13 protein-coding genes are annotated in these 18,527 nt (G+C 56.4%); 3 read left to right on the forward strand and 10 right to left on the reverse strand.

Annotated features, from left to right (window positions below; all coding sequences use genetic code 11):
- Positions 1–11: 11 nt before the first annotated feature.
- Entirely contained in the window at positions 12–737 is a 726-nt protein-coding gene (locus JF535_RS15725) for a response regulator transcription factor (protein ID WP_207004051.1), read from the forward strand.
- Here JF535_RS15725 and JF535_RS15730 read toward each other — a convergent pair.
- Entirely contained in the window at positions 730–4,263 is a 3,534-nt protein-coding gene (locus tag JF535_RS15730; RefSeq protein ID WP_207004054.1) for a hybrid sensor histidine kinase/response regulator, read from the reverse strand. The two genes, JF535_RS15725 and JF535_RS15730, sit on opposite strands and share 8 nt — an antisense overlap.
- Before the next feature lie 174 nt (positions 4,264–4,437).
- On the opposite strand from JF535_RS15730, the gene JF535_RS15735 reads away from it, so the two are divergent.
- A complete protein-coding gene (locus JF535_RS15735) occupies positions 4,438–4,728 on the forward strand; it encodes a DUF1540 domain-containing protein (RefSeq protein ID WP_207004056.1) in 291 nt (96 codons plus the stop codon).
- Positions 4,729–4,812: 84 nt separating this feature from the next.
- On the opposite strand, the gene JF535_RS15740 is transcribed toward JF535_RS15735, so the two are convergent.
- The 4 genes from JF535_RS15740 to JF535_RS15755 all read right to left on the reverse strand — a co-directional run bounded on the left by JF535_RS15740 (position 4,813) and on the right by JF535_RS15755 (position 12,882).
- A complete protein-coding gene (locus JF535_RS15740) occupies positions 4,813–5,970 on the reverse strand; it encodes a sugar MFS transporter (protein WP_340674204.1) in 1,158 nt (385 codons plus the stop codon).
- Between the two features lie 448 nt (positions 5,971–6,418).
- Positions 6,419–8,824, reverse strand: a complete 2,406-nt coding sequence (locus JF535_RS15745) for a PKD domain-containing protein (protein WP_422880020.1) — start codon at positions 8,822–8,824, stop codon at positions 6,419–6,421.
- Between the two features lie 738 nt (positions 8,825–9,562).
- Positions 9,563–10,663: a DUF917 domain-containing protein gene (locus JF535_RS15750; protein ID WP_207004059.1), complete on the reverse strand. Its 1,101-nt coding sequence runs from the start codon at positions 10,661–10,663 to the stop codon at positions 9,563–9,565.
- 77 nt (positions 10,664–10,740) lie between these two features.
- Entirely contained in the window at positions 10,741–12,882 is a 2,142-nt protein-coding gene (locus tag JF535_RS15755; RefSeq protein WP_207004061.1) for a TonB-dependent receptor, read from the reverse strand.
- A gap of 285 nt (positions 12,883–13,167) precedes the next feature.
- On the opposite strand from JF535_RS15755, the gene JF535_RS15760 reads away from it, so the two are divergent.
- Positions 13,168–14,487, forward strand: a complete 1,320-nt coding sequence (locus tag JF535_RS15760) for a purine-cytosine permease family protein (RefSeq protein WP_207004063.1) — start codon at positions 13,168–13,170, stop codon at positions 14,485–14,487.
- Here the strand turns inward: JF535_RS15760 and JF535_RS15765 are convergent.
- The 5 genes from JF535_RS15765 to JF535_RS15785 form a co-directional block, all read right to left on the reverse strand.
- Complete coding sequence (locus JF535_RS15765) at positions 14,484–15,002, reverse strand: Lrp/AsnC family transcriptional regulator (RefSeq protein WP_066962687.1); 519 nt, start codon at positions 15,000–15,002, stop codon at positions 14,484–14,486. The two genes, JF535_RS15760 and JF535_RS15765, sit on opposite strands and share 4 nt — an antisense overlap.
- A 68-nt stretch (positions 15,003–15,070) precedes the next feature.
- Positions 15,071–16,123, reverse strand: coding sequence for a lipoyl synthase (gene lipA, locus JF535_RS15770; RefSeq protein WP_227718152.1), 1,053 nt, complete (start codon positions 16,121–16,123; stop codon positions 15,071–15,073).
- Positions 16,116–16,868: a lipoyl(octanoyl) transferase LipB gene (lipB, locus tag JF535_RS15775; RefSeq protein ID WP_242524054.1), complete on the reverse strand. Its 753-nt coding sequence runs from the start codon at positions 16,866–16,868 to the stop codon at positions 16,116–16,118. The genes lipA and lipB overlap by 8 nt, the downstream gene beginning before the upstream one ends.
- Complete coding sequence (locus tag JF535_RS15780) at positions 16,868–17,149, reverse strand: YbeD family protein (protein ID WP_207004064.1); 282 nt, start codon at positions 17,147–17,149, stop codon at positions 16,868–16,870. Before JF535_RS15780 ends, lipB begins: the two co-directional genes overlap by 1 nt.
- A 199-nt stretch (positions 17,150–17,348) precedes the next feature.
- Positions 17,349–18,497, reverse strand: a complete 1,149-nt coding sequence (locus JF535_RS15785) for a D-alanyl-D-alanine carboxypeptidase family protein (protein ID WP_207004065.1) — start codon at positions 18,495–18,497, stop codon at positions 17,349–17,351.
- Between the last annotated feature and the right edge of the window lie 30 nt (positions 18,498–18,527).

Consider the following 18,527-nt stretch of genomic DNA (forward strand, 5'->3'; position numbering starts at 1 on the left):
GTTGCAAAGCGATGAACCAACACACTGACGCCGGTCACACCGCGCGACAATTTATCATTGCGGACGACCACCCCCTGTTCCGCAACGCCCTGCGCCTGTCCATTCAGCAGAACTTCCCTGATGCCGAAATTTTTGAAGCATGTGATATGCAGAGCCTGCAGCAATGTGTGGCCGAGCACCCCCACTGTGATCTGTTGTTACTCGACCTGCATATGCCCGGCGCCCACGGATTCAGCGGGCTGATTTTCTTAAGCGGGCAATACCCGGAGCTGCCGGTGATGGTGGTTTCCGCCAACGAAAAGCCGGAAATTATGTGCCGGGCGATCGACCATGGTGCCTGCGGGTTCCTGCCCAAGTCCGCGCCGGTGCAACAGATAACGCAGGCCCTGCAAGACACGCTGCAAGGAGAGATCTGGCTGCCGCCGACGGTGGCGGAGCGCTACGAGTCTGCCGGCGCCACCGATGACAGCGAGGTGGCGGATGTGATCGCCACCCTCACACCACAGCAGTTTCGTGTGGCCACCATGCTCGCCGAAGGATTGCTGAACAAACAGATTGCCTATGAAATGCAGGTCACCGAAGCCACGGTCAAGGCGCACCTGACCGCCCTGTTCCGCAAGCTCGAGGTTAACTCCCGCACCCAGGCGGTGCTGGCCCTGAGCCGCCTCGATGTGGAAGCGCCGGGGCAATTCACCCCGCCGCAAAAAACCGACACCAGGAGCAATCCGGTCAACTGACATCGCTCCTGGCCGCGCGCGCCAGCCGCCGCACCAGGTTCCTCAATACCGCTGGCTTTACCGGCTTCGGCAGATAGAACCAACCGCGCTCGGTCGCCGCGCTGCGCACTTCTTCCGACGTATCCGCACTCACCACGATACCCGGCAACTCTACCTGCCAGTGCGCACACAATGCCTCCAACGCATCGATACCCGTGGCGTCGTGATCCAGGTGATAGTCCACAATCACCAGTGCGGGCGGGTCGCGCTCCTCCCAGTTGGAGAGCGCTTCTGCCAGGGAAACAGCGGTCGTGACACGACACCCCCAGCCGCTCAGCAGGCTATCCATGCCGCGCAGAATCTGCCGCTCGTTATCGATGCACAATACCGGCACCGCCGCTACACTCTCCGCGGCCGTCACCCGCGGCACCTCCGCCTGTGTGGCAGCAGGCTCACCCAACGGTACACGGATACTGAACATGGCGCCCCGTCCGGGGGTGGAGGCCAGCCCCAACTGATGCCCCAGCAACTCTGCACTACGCCGCGCAATCGCAAGCCCCAATCCCAGGCCCTTGTCGGCGCTGCGCTCACTGCCGCCAAGGCGCACAAACTCGTCAAAAATCGTCTCCTTGGCCTCTTCAGCAATACCTGGCCCGGTATCCCAGACCTGGATTTCCAGCGTGGGCTCACCCTCGTGCGCACCCCGCCGCCGCACCCCCAACAGCACGCGACCACGGGCGGTGTAGTGCAGAGCGTTACTCAGCAGGTTCTGCAATATGCGCCGCAGCAGGTGGCGATCGCTGACCACCCAGGCGTCGGTAGGCACATAGTGCAGGGCCAGGCCGCGCTCCCGCGCCAGCGCGGAGAACTCTGCATTTAGCCCGTCCAGCAACTGCCGCAGCGGAAAAGGCTCCCGCCTCGGTTTGAGGTTGCCCGCGTCCAGGCGGCTGATTTCCCGCAGCGCCCCGATCAACTGTTCCGCCGAGGTCAGTGCGCTGTCGATGTGGTGAATATCGTCCCCCATCTCACGCCAGCTGCCAGCGGCGGCCTTGTTTTGCAGCGAGGCGATAAACAGGCGCGCGGCATTAATGGGCTGCAGCAAGTCGTGGCTGGTGTGGGCAAGGAAGCGGGTTTTGGCGGCGTGTAACTCGCGGATTTTTACCTCCGCCTCAGCGCGGCGGCGGTTCTCTTGCTGCAGAGCGTGGTTACTTTCAGACAGCTCGGCAGTGCGCTGTTGTACACGGTCTTCCAGGCTGCGGCGGGTTTCCTCCAGCGCGTCGACCGCCGCCCGATACTCGCTGATGTCGGTAAAGGTGGTGACGAAGCCACCCCCGGGCATGGGCGTGCCGCGCACCTCGACAATGGCCCCACTGGGCAGCCGGCGCTCAAAACGGTGTGCGCTGCCGTGACGCAGCAGATCCAGTCGCCGCTCCACATGCGCCTCCAGCGCGGCCGGATCGTCTACATCCCCATACAGGCCGCGCTCGGCGTTGTGCCGGTAGAGCGAAGCCACCGGGCAGCCGATGTACAACAGTCGCTCGGGATAATCGAACAGCTCCAGATAGTGCCGGTTCCAGGCCACCAGCCGGAGCTCCGCATCCACCACGCTAATACCCTGGCTGATGGTCTCCACAGTGGTCTGTAGCAATTCCTGGCTGAAGCGCAGGCGCTGGGAAGTGCTGTCGACCAGGCGCGCGATGTCCTCCAGCTTCAGCGGCCGATTGCTGTGCAACAAGCCCATGACCTGGTGTGCGGCCGCAGAGCCGACGATACCCGCGAGCATGCGCTCGGCTTCGGCGATCACAAAGCGCGACGCGGTGTCATCCGGGAGTAATCGCTGGTGACTGCGCAGCTCAAACGTGTTCCAGATTTCTTCCAGCCGCGCCGGCCCAACAAACGGCTGCAACAGGCTGCGCACCTGCCCCATTCGAATCCCGGTGGGCAACAGGTCCGGAGTCGGTTCCTCGCCCTGCTGAGGAAATACAAACGCCTGCGCCTGGCGCCGGTCGTTGTCATCCTGGTGGCACAGCAGGGACACACCCACCAGCAACACGATGTTCCCCAGCAGGCTCCAGAAAACGCCGTGGCTCAGCGGATCCAGCCCAGACAGCCCAAACAGCTGCTGCGGGCGCAGCAGCTCGATACCCAGCAGACCGTGGCGCATCAATTCCCCGTCTCCCACCATGGCGGGCAATACCAGACAGAAGAACCACAGGCCGTAACCGGCCATCAGGCCCGCCCAGACCCCGCGCCGGTGGGCGCCGGGCCAGTACAGCGCCGCAATCAAAGCCGGTGCCAACTGTGCGGCCGCCGCGAAAGACACCAGGCCAATGGACGCCAGCGCCTCGGTGCCGGAAATCCCCAGGTGCACGCCCCAGCTCATCAGCATCAGCAGCAGAATACTGAGGCTGCGAATCAGGCGCAGGTGGGTACCCAGAGAGACCGCCGTCAGGCGGGTAAAGCGGCTGAGATAAAGCCACACTGGCGCCACCAGCTCGTTGGACACCATAACCGCCAGGGTGAGTACGGCAACAATCACCATCCCGGTGGCCGCCGAGAAACCGCCGATATACGCCAGCATGGTGAGCGTACTGTGCCCCGCCTGCAGGGGCAGGGTCAGCACCAGGCTGTCAGGGTCGCTCAGGCCGGCCGCCACCAACGGTTGGCCCGCTAGAGAAATGGGCAGGATCAGTACCGAAAACAACACAAGGTAGGCGGGCAGTAACCAGCGCGCCGTATTCAGGTCTTCGGGATTGCGGTATTCCACCACCGCCATGTGAAACTGGCGCGGCAGGCAGATAATCGCCGCCATCGCCAGCAGGGTCTGGGTAAGGAAGTTGATATCCGGGGCCGACCACTGCAACTGCGGCTGCCACTGGACCGCCGGCAGGCCGCTGCCACCGGTGACCAGCAGCCACAAAGCCAGCACAGCGACGGCCGCGAAGGCAAACAGCTTTACCAGGGATTCCAGCGCAATGGCGGCCACCACCCCGACATTGCGCTCCCGGCCTTCCAGGTGTCGGGTGCCAAACAATATGGCGAACAGTCCCATCAGCAAGGCAGTCGCCAGGGCGGTATCGAGATGGATCAGTCTCTCGCTGTGGCTGCTGTCCCCGATCACCTCCCACCCCATGGTGACCGCACGCAACTGCAGTGCGATGTACGGCAGACTGCCGACAATCGCCAGCAAGGTGACCAGCGCGGAGAGACCGCGGCTCTTGCCGTAGCGCGAGCCGATAAAATCGGCAATGGACGTGACTTTCTGCCGCTCGCCCACCTGCACCAGCTTGTGCAGGAAGCCCCCGGCAAACAGGAACAGCAATATCGGCCCAAGGTAAATGGGCAGGTAGCTCCAGGTATTGCTGACCGACTGGCCCACGGCGCCAAAGAAGGTCCAGGAGCTGCAGTACACCGCGAGGGTCAGGCCGTAGATCACCGGGCGGAAGTTCCGCATCCACCGGGTATTACGGCCCGCACGCCAGGCGACCACGAACAGCGACGCGATATACAAAAGAGCAAACAACAACAGCAGGGATGTGGCGGTCATGGATTCCTCGCGCCCCGAATCATGACACTGTGTATACCCGATGGCAGAGGTGAGAATCAATTAGCGAATAGTCGCAACTCGCCAACAGCCGCGGCGGTTTGACAGGGGGTGACGCTGAACTAGGCTCACTATGGGAGTTTGGTCCCTCGACAATAACCCAAAGAGAACAGCGCCATGATCATTGCCACCGATATGCCCGAAGTGTCCAGCTGCGCCGCCAGCGAGTGCGCCTACAATACCGATTCCGCCTGCCACGCACGCGCCATCACCATCGGCGATGGCGAGCACCCGGATTGCGACACCTATTTCAGCAACAGCCACCACACCAAGCGTCAACGCAATGCCGGCGTCGGCGCCTGCAAGGTTGCGGGTTGCAGCCACAACATCGATTTTGAATGCAGCGCGGACAAGATTGAACTTGGCTATAGCGGCGATACGGTTAACTGTCTGACATACGCGCACTAGGCGACTCTGCGCGCCACCCCAATACGCAGTAATACACAATGTAGAGATAACACATCACTGGTATGAAGTAGGAGTGATGCAGGCCTATCGCGTCAGCGAGCACGCCTTGAAGCAGCGGTACCAGTGCCCCCCAACAATGGCCAGACACAGCAGTCCAGATGCCTGGCCAGATTGAACCCCCATCCCCTCCAGCGCCAGACTAAAAATCGTCGGGAACATGATCGAGTTGCACAGCCCCACCAGCAACAAAGACCACATGGCGACGACCCCATTGGTGAACATTGCCACTAATATCAGCACAATCGCAGCGACCCCATTTACCGCTAGCACCGTTCCCGGTGGTACCACCCGCATCACGAAAGCACCAATAAACCGCCCCACCATGGCACCGGCCCAGTAAATCGCGATGTAATTTGCCGCCTGTGCCTCCTCCATCCCCATGACTTCCGGCAAGCCTAGGAAGTTGACCATAAAACTGCCAATGGCCACTTCCGCGCCAACATACAGAAATATCCCCAGAGCCCCGAGTACCAGATGCCGATGTGACCAGAGGGACTTTTCCCCCACTACCTTGCCGGTGTACTCCGGCAAAACACGCGGTAATTTCAGTAGGTAGAAGGTCACCGCAAGTAATACGAGCGTGCCCGCAAGAATCAGGTAGGGGAGCTGGACCGACTTCGCGGAATGGCTTGGATCGGGCAGCGCCGTTACCGCGGTCGAAAGGATGAGTGCACCACCAAAAAATGGTGCCAAGGTAGTACCCAAGGCATTGAAGCCCTGAGTCAAGGTCAAGCGACTGGACGCCGTGGCAGGATCCCCCAAAGCAGTGACATAGGGGTTAGCAGAGACCTGCAACAGGGTGACACCGGATGCCAATACAAACAGCGCACCCAAAAACAGCGGATAGGTTTGTACCTCTGCAGCGGGATAAAACAGCAAACAACCGAGCGCTGCTAGTAGTAGCCCGCACACAATACCGTACTTAAAGCCAATTCGGCGCACCAAGGCACCAGCGGGTAGCGAAATCGTAAAGTAGGCGCCGAAGAAGGCGAACTGCACCAGCATGGCCTGGGTGTAGCTGAGGTCAAATACCGCCTTGAGGTGCGGCACCAGGATGTCATTGAGGCAGGTGATAAAGCCCCACATGAAAAACAGGATGGTCAGTGCGGTCAGAGCAAACCGGTGATTCTCCTGTACGCCACCTTGGCCCTTACTGCCGTGTGTCGACTTCGCTCCTGACACAGGTACCTCAACTCCTGACAACCCCTCTATTCATCATAGACAGTCAGAGGACGAGTCCGCGCAACGCCGAAAATACTCAAATGAGCGCTTTTTACGCCACCGCGCATCGATAGTCGAATGGATAGGCGGGATACTTGGATCCAAAAATTTCCAGCCCTTCCTCACTCAGAATGCTCTGGGCGCGGGAAGATCCACCACCGGTTCCGAGGGTCGCACATCCATGTACCACCCCCTACCTATGCCCGATACGGCGCACCAGAGCGCCAGCTGGTGGTGAAATCTAGAGCAGGCGCCTAAGAAGATAGACTGCACCAGTACGTCCTGGGTATAACTGAGGTCAATACTGTCTTGCCGTACTACACCAGAATGTCATTGAGCTAAGTGATAAAACCCCACATGAAAAACAGAATAGTCAGAATAAATTTATTTCCATTTATTGGCTCTTAACTTAATGCCTATTCACTTGATAGGTAAAACACTGAATTCCTATCTTGCTCCCCCAGTAAATATCATAATCACTTGCAAGGATTTTATACTCACCCTTTGGCAACCAAAGCTGCCCATTCACAGGCGATAGAGACCGCGAATTCATATAGGCGTCCGTCATGAGTATCGACGGGTTCAGGCCCTCACCTTCTTGAGTGATCGAGTAAAGGCCATCACTTTCCAGCTCAATCAACCCCAAATGAGATGCACCCAATCGGTTTCGTGAACCCGCATTTCTTGAGTCAACGCAGGCCTCACTGAGCTCGCCCAAGTGGATGCGCTGATGCACTGGCAAATATACATCTTGTGCCTCGGGATCCATTTTGAGGTGATTAGGAATCGCATAAATTTCGTCGCGGCCATCTGGCTCGATGGAATTTATGCCCCACTGAGAAAGCGCACCCAGCTTGCCTTCGACAGCACCTGGGTCAAGCGTATGCAGTGAGTCAATAAATGTGAAAATCGTTTTAAACTCTGGCGAATCGGCACTATCTATCATTGCCTGATGGAACTTTGCCACATCCTTACCAACCGCATTGAACAGCTCATTCAGCGAATTTTGAACGGCTATTTCGTTAAACCAACCGACATAGGGCTCTTCCGGTGTCTGGCTGTCAAAGGAGTTATCCAGCGCAATTTCGGCAAACCAATCCGCATAGCCCTCCGAGTAAGCTGTCATTGGGTTTAAATAATCCGCAATGCTTCGCTCCCCGCCACTGCTATCATTTTGCGAAATACTACCCATCACGTAGTGACCGAGCTCGTGAGTAATCGTCCAGTCATCAAACTCATGGTAGACGGGCTCGATCTCGATTCTCGCACTGTTATATCCCGCACAATTCCTTCGACAGCTGGCATAGGCCTGACTGGTATCCAATCCACCCTGATACCAGGCATAACTACTATCCAGGGCTGTAGGGGACCAATAAACATCCAGGTCGACCCAGCCAAGAAGATCGCCGTCATCTACCCAATGAAGTGCCCGACGGACATTACTGATGATATTTGCAGCCGCAGACTCGCGCACAGGGTCATAAACTCCCGCGTCATAGCCACTATCTAAAACCAAATCAGACAAGGGTGTATTCACGTCAAAGACTTCTGACGACACAATGGCAAAGCGATAGGTTGGCGGCTTAACTGCTTGAAGCGACCAAAATCGATCAGCATAATTTTGGCTAATATGCAGGCCAACCTCTTCTACCGTATTGAGGAAGTTGGTATCAGTATTATCAGCGACACGGATCAGAGCCCCGTTCTTGTAAAACATCGGCTCATAATTAATATCTACTGCAATCCCTTTCGGGATATCTACTTGATAGCTACCATCATCAGAAATTGAGCTTGAAGATACGATTAAATCACTACTATCACGAACTACAATGCTTCCAGCAATTACTGGAACCGTTGAAACACTACCGGGTTCGACATCTTCATAAAGCACCCTTCCCGAAGCCGTAACAGCCTCACCTCCGACCACAGTCGTTACCTGGTAGACCGTCTTGAAAGGTCGGCCATCATTCAATGTACCCTGTAGATAAAAGCTTGAATTGAGTTCACTAGAGTAGAAATTTGCAGCACTCAGTACCAGACCTGCTTCTGAAATTGAAATTTCAGCAAACGGCATCTCAAAAGGCAAATGTATATTTGCTTCTTGAAACTCATCGAAGGGAACCGTATGAGAACCTCCAGCGTTGAGCTGGATACGTTCAACACCTACTGACGAAGCAACCTCAACAGAAATCGTCTTAGTAAACCATTCTTCATGCCCCTTAAACTGGACACTCACATCTATCGCCAAGGTATAACTGCTTTCACTATGTTCTAAAAAGTACACTATACGGTTGAATTCATCAGGGTCTTTATACTGCACTTCTGAAACAGCCGGAAAAGACTTCTGATTAATTTCATAGTCATTAATCTCCAAATCAGACTGAATATAAGCGTAATACCCGCCCCCGGCAGTAACGCTCGATTCGTAAGAGATGGAGAAGTCAGGCTTGAAATCAACAATCTTGACCGTAATCGTTGCAGAGGCCGTAGCACCGTCATCATCGGTCACTGTAACCGTGACATCTACGGTTTTGTCTTCGGTAACAGAGGGCGCAACAAAGGAAGTTTCTGCTTCGGTCACTGAAGTCAAATCAATAGCTTCGGTAGAAGAGACCGCCCAGGCATAACTGGCAATTGAACCATCGCTATCCGATGCGTTGGCGGTTAAGACAATCTCATTTCCTTCGTCGACCGCAGATACTCCGGCAATGGAAACCGTAGGCGCTTGATTCTGAGGTGTGGCCCCTCCGCTAGGGGAGGAATCCGTCCCACCACCACCGCCACCGCCACAAGCCGTTAGAACAACGCTCAACATCAATGATAGATAAATACACCTTTGCATCCTTCCCCCTAAATAACTGTTCGTCCTAATATCGTATAATTTTTCTACTGGTCTTCGATCGACTTCGAAAGTCATCCACACGATGAAGCCTGCAATAACCGTTGAACTAAGTCCTGCACAGCCAGGGGAATATACCTCTCTCCCGCAATAAAACTCTCAAGGCCTCAGACAGGGAGTACCTAGGGCGTTCGCCGAAAATTGTCGTCAAATTACGCTACTCAGCACCCTACCCCCAACGATTTTCGACAAAATGGTACATTTTTGCGACATTACTGAAAAGCTCATTAGAAATAGAATTGAGAAATAGCATTGGGAAACGGGATTGAGAAATAGGGTCGGATCAATTTTATGGCTGATTAATCAGCCTCTACACGGCTCGTCCCTGACGAAACATTGACCACATAAAATGCGTCGACCGCAGTACTCAGGAGGTGTCTATGGGCGTGACAATATTGATTTGATACGACTCAATTGAGCAGTTCGACAGAACCTACTTTGGTTACGGCTTCGATCGAATACTAGCCTGCTATTCGGACCGAATTGCGCTAGGTGAGCGGGAATAAGTTTCAAAAAAAGTTGGCTGCGACTTGCCGTCGACACAGAGTAGCCACAAAATTGCTCAAATGTGATGAGAAGGCCACATAGAAAGGATGAGATACAGAACCGCGACCAGCCAAAGTCCTGTATCTGCGAGATATCAGAAAAACTTGATCACACCAAAGCACTACGGTATTCGAACGAATAGCCCAAGTACTTCGGCCCAAAAATTTCCAACCCTTTCTCACTCAAGAATGCATTGGGTGCGGGAAGAACTACCACTGCCACTTGCTGGCCTACGCGATAGTTGGGGTTGGTTACCGGCTCACCGGTTTCCATATCCAGCAGACAAATCAGGTCCGGTATGGTGGCGTGCACTTCACCGTTGCGCCACCCAATCATATTCTCATTCTTGAGCCAAATTGCGTAATCCGAGCCCGCGTAATCCCCTTCCCCGGAAATAGAGATATTGCCAAGCGTGAAACCCTCAGCGGTCTTCCAGTCGCACGTGGAGATAGCTCCACGGAACACCACTTCGCCGCTACCTTGCGCCGCAATATTCGCTGCAATGTCGCCGCCGTCCGCCTTGGTGACGCGCCAGGTTCTGCCAAGCTCCAGTGCTTTGGTGATGGTGCCGCCGATCAGAGCGCCGCGCAGTTCCTGCATACACAGGGCGTGATCGACCGCAGCAATATCATTGCCGCTCGCCATGGAGAGCGCTCGGACAATTTCTTCTGCGCGAAGGTCATCGATCACGTTTTCGATAACCATGCATTCACCAAATGCATTGGCAGTCACTATGGGTGCCGCGGGCAGGTCGTTCAGATAATACGTGGAATGCGTAATTTCCGGGACGGCGCGACCGGCCGGATCACCATCGACGATGTAGCCACCGGTCATCGCGGCAACGTAAAACGCCATTGCCGTGTTTGACCCACCCAGTTCACAGGCGACGGTGCCGCTGAACTTGGTTCCCTTGTAAGCCTCCATACGCTGATAAGCTGCAAGAATGGGGCGCACTTCACCGGTGGGTAAGCGTGCGTACTTATCCTCCTCTCCTGCCGGCAGCTCTGAGATAGCACCGAGCATATAGGGGGTACAAATCATCGCCTCGTCGGGAATTTCCGACGGGTCTGCGAGCACAAACTCCTTGCCCTGCGCCAGCGCTTCATCGATGAGTTCAAAGCCCTCATCCAATTCGCCGCCCCCGCCGGTTCCGAGGATCGCACATCCATACAGAATGTCTTCCAGATCCGGTCTTTTCAGTACTCGCATTGTTAAGTCTCGCACTACAGATACACAAGGTACCGCCCGGAAACCGAGCGACACCCCAATATGGATAAAGTCAAAAATTAAAAGGAATATCCGAATTGCACGCCGTAGTAGCGGGGACGCCCCGGCTGTCGGCCATATCCGTAGTCCAATACAAATGCGTCAGAAATTGTCGCTTCATCGGTGACATTTTCCGCAAACAAAGTGATGCGGCTTTGATCGAAGATGTAACTCGCGCGCACATTCACAATATTGGTAGCACCGATTTCCAGGCTGTTCTCCAGGTCCCAGGCAATGGGTCCATTGCGCAGGTAGTCCACCCGGAACTCCAGCTCGGAACCACTTTGCAGTGCACGCACATACTCAGCACCAAGATTGATATTGGAGCGGTAGACACCGGGCACGCGATTGCCTTCGAGATCCGGATTCACATCGTATTGATCGATTTCCGACTTCACCATACCAACGCCACCGTGCAGGCGCAGAGAAGAGTTCACCAGATACTGGAAATCCGCCTCAAGGCCCTGAGAAATAGAGCGATCGATACCCAGGTTTTCTAAGGTAAAGGTCTCGACATTGAACTGCGTATACTGGGTATTTTGCGTATTCACATGAAACGCAGCGCCGTTCAGCACGAGTTTCTGATCCAGAAAATCAGATTTGAAGCCAATTTCGAAATTGTCAGAAATCTCCTGATCAAAGACGCGTTCGACATCGGGGTGCGGTTCATTGAAGCCGCCGCTGCGGAAGCCGCGGGAAACAGACACATAGGTCAGCACGTCTTCCGACAAATCGTAAGACAGCTGGAATTTCGGCTGCAGTTCGGAGAAGTCGCGCTTGGCAAAGGTGCCTTCTACATCGCGCCAATCGTAGGATTCCCGTTTATCCATGTCGTAGCGCAGTGCGGCGGAGACCGTCAGCGTATCGGTCAAGTCGTATGCCGCCTGACCAAAAATGGCCCATGCATCGCTGGTGTTGGAATCCACGATGGAATACAGATACTCGGTGAAAAAATCCGGATCGAGATTACTACCGATAAATTCATCGTTGGGAATATCGAAGCTATCCCGTGTGCGCACCCCTACACCATCAAAGTCATCCCATAGATGCAGCGTGGATTCGACTTCTCGCAATTGATAGTAGGCACCGGTTTGCCACTGCACTGCATGATCAGCAGGCGCGGTGAAACGCACTTCAGTGGTATAGGCCTTTACGCCATACTGGGTTTCCTGTGCGCCGGCGAACAACAGATCAAAGTCACTCGGCATTCCGGTGTAATCCGAGTCGGAAAAAGACAGGTCGTCTACTTCACTATAGCCCGCGACAAACAGCAGATCGCCGTAGTCTGCAGACCATTCAAACTTGCCGGACAATTCCAGTAGCTCGCGGTTGCTACCACCGAGAATATTGGAGGATTGACCGGACCAGACGTTGTCTCCGATCGCGTCCGGGGAATCAACCACGCTGTAATAACCCACCCCGGCCTGATTATCGGAGTAGCGCGCACGCAGGTCCACTTTGCCCTGATCGCTCAGCTGGTAGGAGAGCAGGCCGGATACGGTGGAGACTTTGCTGGCATCCACCATCTGGCCGGTCACTTCGTTTTCAATAAACCCCGCACTATCGGAGTGTTTGGCACCCACGCGGTAATACAGGGAGTCTTCGACCAGCGCGCCGGACAGAAAGCCCTCGGCATTGACGCTCTCACCATTGCCTGCGCCCACCACGAATGAGCCTTCGGTTTCATTGGTGGGCTCCCGGGTGACGATGTTGATCGCTCCACCCACAGCGCCCTTACCGTACAGGGCGCCCTGAGGGCCCTTGATCACTTCGATGCGCTCGACCGCGTGTAGATCCTGGTTAATGAAGTCCATGCTTGGGGCAGTAACCCCATCAACGACGTATGCGAGCGGGGCATCACCGACCTGTGGGGTGATCATGCCGCGGATGGAAATACGTGCAGTACCCGGGCGGTAGTTGTCGTCCATGCTCAGGTTTGGCGTCAGCGCCGCAACGCCCTTCAAGTCCCGGATGCCGGCGGACTCGATCTGCGCAGCACTCAGCACGTTGATGGAATCCGGTACTTCCTGCAGGCTTTCGGCACGCTTGCGCGCGGTAACTTGAACTTCCTCAATGGTGTAGTCCGCGTAGCTCTCGGCCGCGATGGCCGCCCCGAGAATGGTCAAGCTGAACATCCGCAGCCATTTTTTGCCTTCTGGCATCTTCCGCTCCTTAATCGTTATTCGAAATCTAGCGACGGAGAGCGTGTACCAGCTGCCCCCGAACCCTGCTCAAAAAATTACCATGCAGGGCGGGAAACCTTTGCGCGACGGAGCTGCCCGAAACGAAACTTTATGAACATCTACCCACTCTCGGGGAAACATTGTTTCCGGGCATTGGGGGTATAGTTAGCTCTGAATGATAAGAATGGCCAAGAGCCACACCGGGGCAACACTCATCGGGCTATACCGCCAGATGAGCAAGCCGGGCGAACAGGTAGTCGACGTATGCACAATCAACCCAACAACGACCTGGAGCAATTGCTTCAGGATTACGCGACCGAGCCGGTTCCTGCGCATATCAGCGTCAGTGGGGGCAAGATCTCCGAGGTAAACTCTGCCCTCGCCTTCTCCCTGCCCGGTGTCATGACCGGGGTTGTGGTGGTGGCAGAGGCGGGTATGGCGACCGCACTGTGGGCATTCTTACTGGGCGGCCTTGCGCTGTCTCTGGTGGGCTTCGCCACAGGAATTGTGGGGGTTCGCAAACGTGTCAGCTCCTACATGCTGATCAGAGATTCGTTCGGCAGCCGCGGCGCGAATATCGTAAATTTATGTATTGCCCTGTCCATGTTTGGCTGGTTCGGGGTGAACATCGTGCTGTTCAGTTCCGCCATGGAATACCTGCTGGCAGACATTAGCGATATCACCCTGCGCCACTGGCTGGCCCCGGTATGCGGGGGTGCGCTGATGACCGCATCGGCCATCTTCGGTTTCAAGTCGATTCAGAAACTCGCCGCCATCATTGTGCCCATACAGCTGCTGGTGCTGTGTGTGTTGCTGTACAAGCTGGTGGATCAAGCCAATTTTACGGACATTCTCTCTGCCAGCGGCACAGCCAGTATGGGGCTCGGTGAAGCAGTTTCCGCAGTAGTGGGCAGTTTTATCGTTTCCGCACTGGTGATGCCGGACCTGACCCGTTACGGCAGGTCCACCAAGGATGCTGCGATCGCTTCCTTCCTGCCATTTTTAGGCAGTGCCACACTGGTGTACTGCATCAGTGCTGCGGCTGCGGTGTGGCTATCGGAGACCGACGTGCTCGCCATGCTACAGGCAGCCGGCCTTGGCATTTTGGCACTGGCATTTGTGATCTTTTCCAGCACGATTACCAATGCGGTAAATCTGTATGGCTGTGGGCTGAGTATTGCTGCGATTATGCCGCACTTTAAAGAGTGGCAGATCGTGATCTTTTCCGGCATTGCCGGAACCGCCGTCGCCTTTGCCGGGATTTCCGATCACTTTATCGATTTTATTTTTTCGCTCGGGATCATCTTTATGCCGATCGGTGCGATCTATACCGCACACTATATTCTGGAAGTGAAAAGTGAGCGATTAAATAAGCCAAAGCGGCCACAAGATGTGAGTTCGACGACGTTTTCCTGGCCGGCAATGCTGGCATGGCTATCCGGTATGGGTGTGGCGTTCCTCACCAGCCAGGAAAAGATGTTACTTACACAGATCCCCGCATTCGATGCACTCATTGCATCGGCGCTGACTTATGTCGTACTGATAAAAATCGGTGAGGTAGCGAAGAGGAGAGGTCGGCGCTAACTACTGCGCTCGTCCATATCGTTTAACCACTCCAGTTCGCCGAGGGGATAGGACTGAAATGGCTTGGGCGTGGAGAGGACGAAGTTACTGGTAATCCTGGAGATACCCAGGTCCTGTTCCAGCAGGCGATTACTGATATCGTTGTACTCTTCGAGATCGCGGCAAATAAAGTGTACGAGATAGTGATACTCGCCACTGGTTTTAAAACACTCGACCGCCTGCGGGAGCTTGCGAATAGCGGCTTCAATATTCACTTCCGCCGCGCGCCCGCGGTTGTCGCCGATAGCCAATTGCGCCATGGCCATCACACTGGTACAGACACGGTTAAGATCCAGCTCAACGGTGTAGTGCCGGATATACCCCTGCTCTTCCAACTTTTTGGTGCGCTTCAGGCAAGCGCTCGGTGAAAGGTTGACCTTTTCCGCCAGATCCCGGTTACTGATACGCGCATTTTTCTGGAGCTCCTGAATGATCCGTTTGCTCACGCGATCAAACTTGAAATCCGACTTATCCATGTATCCGCACTCGCGATCGGGAGACTGGCAGCAGCGGGCTTATTCCCTCACCCACTGCCAACGTAGCGCTACTTAACTTCTTCGCCGTGGGCCTGCTTGTCGGCGTGGTAAGAAGAGCGCACCATCGGTCCACAAGCGGCGTGCTTGAAGCCGATTTTTTCCGCATACACGCGGTACTCTTCGAACTCATCCGGGTGCACGTAACGCTGCACCGGCAGGTGCTCCTTGCTCGGCTGCAGGTACTGGCCGATGGTGAGCATGTCGATGTCGTGCGCGCGCATATCGTCCAGCACTTCGAAAATCTCTTCTTTGGTCTCACCCAGGCCCACCATGAGGCCAGATTTGGTGAGTACGTCCGGACGGCGCTTCTTGTATTCCTGCAGCAGTTTCAACGACCACTTGTAGTTGGCGCCGGGGCGGGATTCGCGGTACAGGCGCGGCACGGTTTCCAGGTTGTGATTGAACACATCCGGGGCTTCCGCCTCGAGAATATCCAGGGCAATGTCCATGCGGCCACGGAAGTCCGGGGTCAGGATTTCCACCTGCAGGTTCGGGGACAGTGCGCGGGACTGCTGGATGCAGTCGGCAAAGTGCTGGGCGCCGCCGTCGCGCAGGTCGTCGCGATCCACGGAAGTGATCACCACGTAGCGCAGACTCATGGCGGCGATGGCTTCCGCCAGCTGTTTGGGCTCCTCAGGATCCAGCGGGTTCGGCTTGCCGTGGCCCACATCGCAGAAGGGGCAGCGACGGGTACAGATCTCACCCATGATCATGAAGGTCGCGGTGCCGCCACTGAAGCATTCTCCCAGGTTCGGGCAACTGGCCTCTTCACACACGGTGGCGAGTTTCTGTGAACGCAAGATGCTCTTGATCCGGTCCACTTCCTTGGATGCCTTGACCGAAGGGACCTTTACCCGAATCCAGTCCGGCTTGCGCAGGGTCTGGTCGCTGGCGATCACCTTTACCGGGATACGCTCTACCTTGTCGCCATCGCGCAGTTTCTCGCCCTGCTGCAGGCGGCGGGTGCGCTTGACCGGGGTAATTTCCGGTTTGGGCGCATCACTCGGGTCAACCGTGGTTGCGATAATTTCGGGCTGGTCGGCGTCAAATCGTTCAGACATTGCTCATTCCTGGTTCGGTGCCCTGCTCGGTGCCGGGTGCCGCAAATAACTTTTCGTCAAATAACTGCTCATCCACCGGCTGCCAAGCGGCCTCCGGCAAGTGCAGCTTGCGCTGCAGGGCCGCGACAAAACGTTCCGCCACGGACGCCCATTCGGGGGCCGGCTGGATCACCTCCGCCATCTGCACCATCTGCATACCCGCATAGCCGCAGGGGTTGATACGCAGGAAGGGCCCCAGGTCCATGTCGATATTGATGGCAATACCGTGGAAGCTGCAGCCCCGGCGTACCCGCAGGCCGATGGAGGCGATTTTGTTGCCCGCGCGCGGGCCGTCGGTAAGGTACACCCCCGGCGCATCGGCGCGCGGTGCGGCGGCAATACCGTATTCCGCCAGCATGGCCACGGTAGCCTCCTCCAGTGCAGTGACCAGATCGCGTACGCCGATCTTGCCACGGCGCAGGTCCAGCAGCGGGTAGACCACCAGCTGACCGGGGCCGTGATAGGTCACCTGTCCGCCGCGATCCACCTGCACCACCGGGATATCGCCGGTGTTCAGCAGGTGCTCGGCTTTGCCCGCCTGCCCCTGGGTGAATACCGGGGGGTGCTCGACACACCAGATCTGATCCACGGCGTCTGCGCCGCGGTGGTCGGTGTAATGGGCCATGGCGCGCCACACGGTTTCGTAGTCACGACGACCCAGATTACAAATAACCGGCTTGCACACAGCCGACTCCGGGGCAGCCATTAAATCACCATATACACGCCCGGATGGGCGGTGAGTTCGTCGGTGAGCGCCTTCAGCTGCTGCTCGCCGGTGGCGACGATAAAGAAGGTCACGGAGGTAAAACGCCCGTTGCGGCTAGGCTTGTGGGTCAGCCGGCTTTCGTCCAGATCAGGGGCGTGACGGCGCATCACTTCGAGCACGAATTCATGCACCTGGTTATCCGCGTCACGCACGACTTTGACCATATAGTCTTCGCACGGGAATTCGATTTTCGGGGGCTGCTGTTCTGAATCCTGGGTCATACCACACTCACAGGGCCGCAGGTCAGAAATGGAGGCGCGGGGACACTTCCCAGCGGGAATTGCGGCCGGGCGGCGATTATACAGTGCCGGCCAGAGACTGGACAGGGAGGAAAGATTGCAGACGAAACTGCTTTAATCGGGCCAGAAAACAGCCCGGTGGACCAGTCCACCGGGCTTGTCGGGATACTTTTCCCGGGGGCTACTCAAAAAAGCCCATCACGAAGCGCTTGATGGAATCCCAAAGGCGCTTGAAGAAGCCTGCCTCTTCCACATCCTCTGCCACCACCGCGGGCACATCAGCGACGGTTTGCCCATCCAGGGTCACCACAACCTTACCCACCTGCTGGCCTTTGGCCAGGGGGGCTTTCAGTTCGCCGTCGATGATCAGGTCGGCCTTGATGCTTTCTTCGCCGCCGCGGGGAATGGTGACAAACACATCATTTTTCACTGCGACACCCACAGCGTCGGCTTTACCGCCCCATACACGCTCGGTCTGCAGGACGTCGTTGCTGCCGTACACCTTGTGCGTCTGGTAGTAGCGGAATCCGTAGGCGAGCAGTTTCTGGGTCTCTGCAGCGCGCTTCTCGTCGCTGTCGGTGCCCACGATCACCGAGATCAGGCGCATGCCGCGCTTGACCGCCGAGGCCACCAGGCAGAAACCCGCCTCTTCGGTGTGGCCGGTTTTAATGCCATCCACGGCGGGGTCGCGCCACAACAGGCGGTTGCGGTTGGGCTGGTTGATGCCGTTGAAACGGAAGTATTTCTCAGAATACAGGGCGTAGTGATCGGGGTGATCCTGGATCAGCGCGCGCGCCAGTTTGCCCAGGTCGCGGGCGGTGGTCACATGTCCCTCGGCAGGCCAGCCGGTGGCGTTGACGAAGTGGGTATCCTGCATGCCCAACAGCTGGGCCTGCTGGTTCATCACCTCGGCAAAGACTTCCTCGCTACCGGAGACATACTCCGCCAGGGCAATACTCGCATCGTTGCCGGACTGGACGATGACCCCGCGCAGCAGGTCGATCACCGGGACCTTGTCGCCGACCTTGACGAACATTTTGGAGCCGCCCTTGCGCCAGGCTTTCTCCGAAATGTTCACCATGTCCTGCTCTTTGATGGCGCCCTTTTCCAGTTCTTCCGAGACGATGTAACTGGTCATCATCTTGGTCAGGCTGGCGGGGGGAATCTGTTTGTCCGCATCGTGTTCCACCAGCACCTGCCCGGTATGGGCATCAATCAGCAGATACGCGGTCGCAGCAAGCTGCGGCGGTGCGGGTATCAGTGGTTTATCGGCCTGGGCAACACTGGTGCTGACAATCAGGAGCAAACAGGCAAACAAGCGTTTGAACATGGGTCTCTCTTTATTCCTTACATTCACAAT

Source organism: Microbulbifer salipaludis, assembly GCF_017303155.1.
GTDB lineage: Bacteria > Pseudomonadota > Gammaproteobacteria > Pseudomonadales > Cellvibrionaceae > Microbulbifer > Microbulbifer salipaludis.

Bases quoted from the DNA above. Each gene is read 5' to 3' on its own strand.
- JF535_RS15725 (WP_207004051.1), top strand. From the start codon at position 12: ATGAACCAACACACTGACGCCGGTCACACCGCGCGACAATTTATCATT.
- JF535_RS15730 (WP_207004054.1), bottom strand. From the start codon at position 4,263: ATGACCGCCACATCCCTGCTGTTGTTGTTTGCTCTTTTGTATATCGCG.
- JF535_RS15735 (WP_207004056.1), top strand. From the start codon at position 4,438: ATGATCATTGCCACCGATATGCCCGAAGTGTCCAGCTGCGCCGCCAGC.
- JF535_RS15745 (WP_422880020.1), bottom strand. From the start codon at position 8,824: ATGTTGAGCGTTGTTCTAACGGCTTGTGGCGGTGGCGGTGGTGGTGGG.
- JF535_RS15750 (WP_207004059.1), bottom strand. From the start codon at position 10,663: ATGCGAGTACTGAAAAGACCGGATCTGGAAGACATTCTGTATGGATGT.
- JF535_RS15755 (WP_207004061.1), bottom strand. From the start codon at position 12,882: ATGCCAGAAGGCAAAAAATGGCTGCGGATGTTCAGCTTGACCATTCTC.
- JF535_RS15760 (WP_207004063.1), top strand. From the start codon at position 13,168: ATGCACAATCAACCCAACAACGACCTGGAGCAATTGCTTCAGGATTAC.
- JF535_RS15765 (WP_066962687.1), bottom strand. From the start codon at position 15,002: ATGGATAAGTCGGATTTCAAGTTTGATCGCGTGAGCAAACGGATCATT.
- lipA (WP_227718152.1), bottom strand. From the start codon at position 16,123: ATGTCTGAACGATTTGACGCCGACCAGCCCGAAATTATCGCAACCACG.
- lipB (WP_242524054.1), bottom strand. From the start codon at position 16,868: ATGGCTGCCCCGGAGTCGGCTGTGTGCAAGCCGGTTATTTGTAATCTG.
- JF535_RS15780 (WP_207004064.1), bottom strand. From the start codon at position 17,149: ATGACCCAGGATTCAGAACAGCAGCCCCCGAAAATCGAATTCCCGTGC.
- JF535_RS15785 (WP_207004065.1), bottom strand. From the start codon at position 18,497: ATGTTCAAACGCTTGTTTGCCTGTTTGCTCCTGATTGTCAGCACCAGT.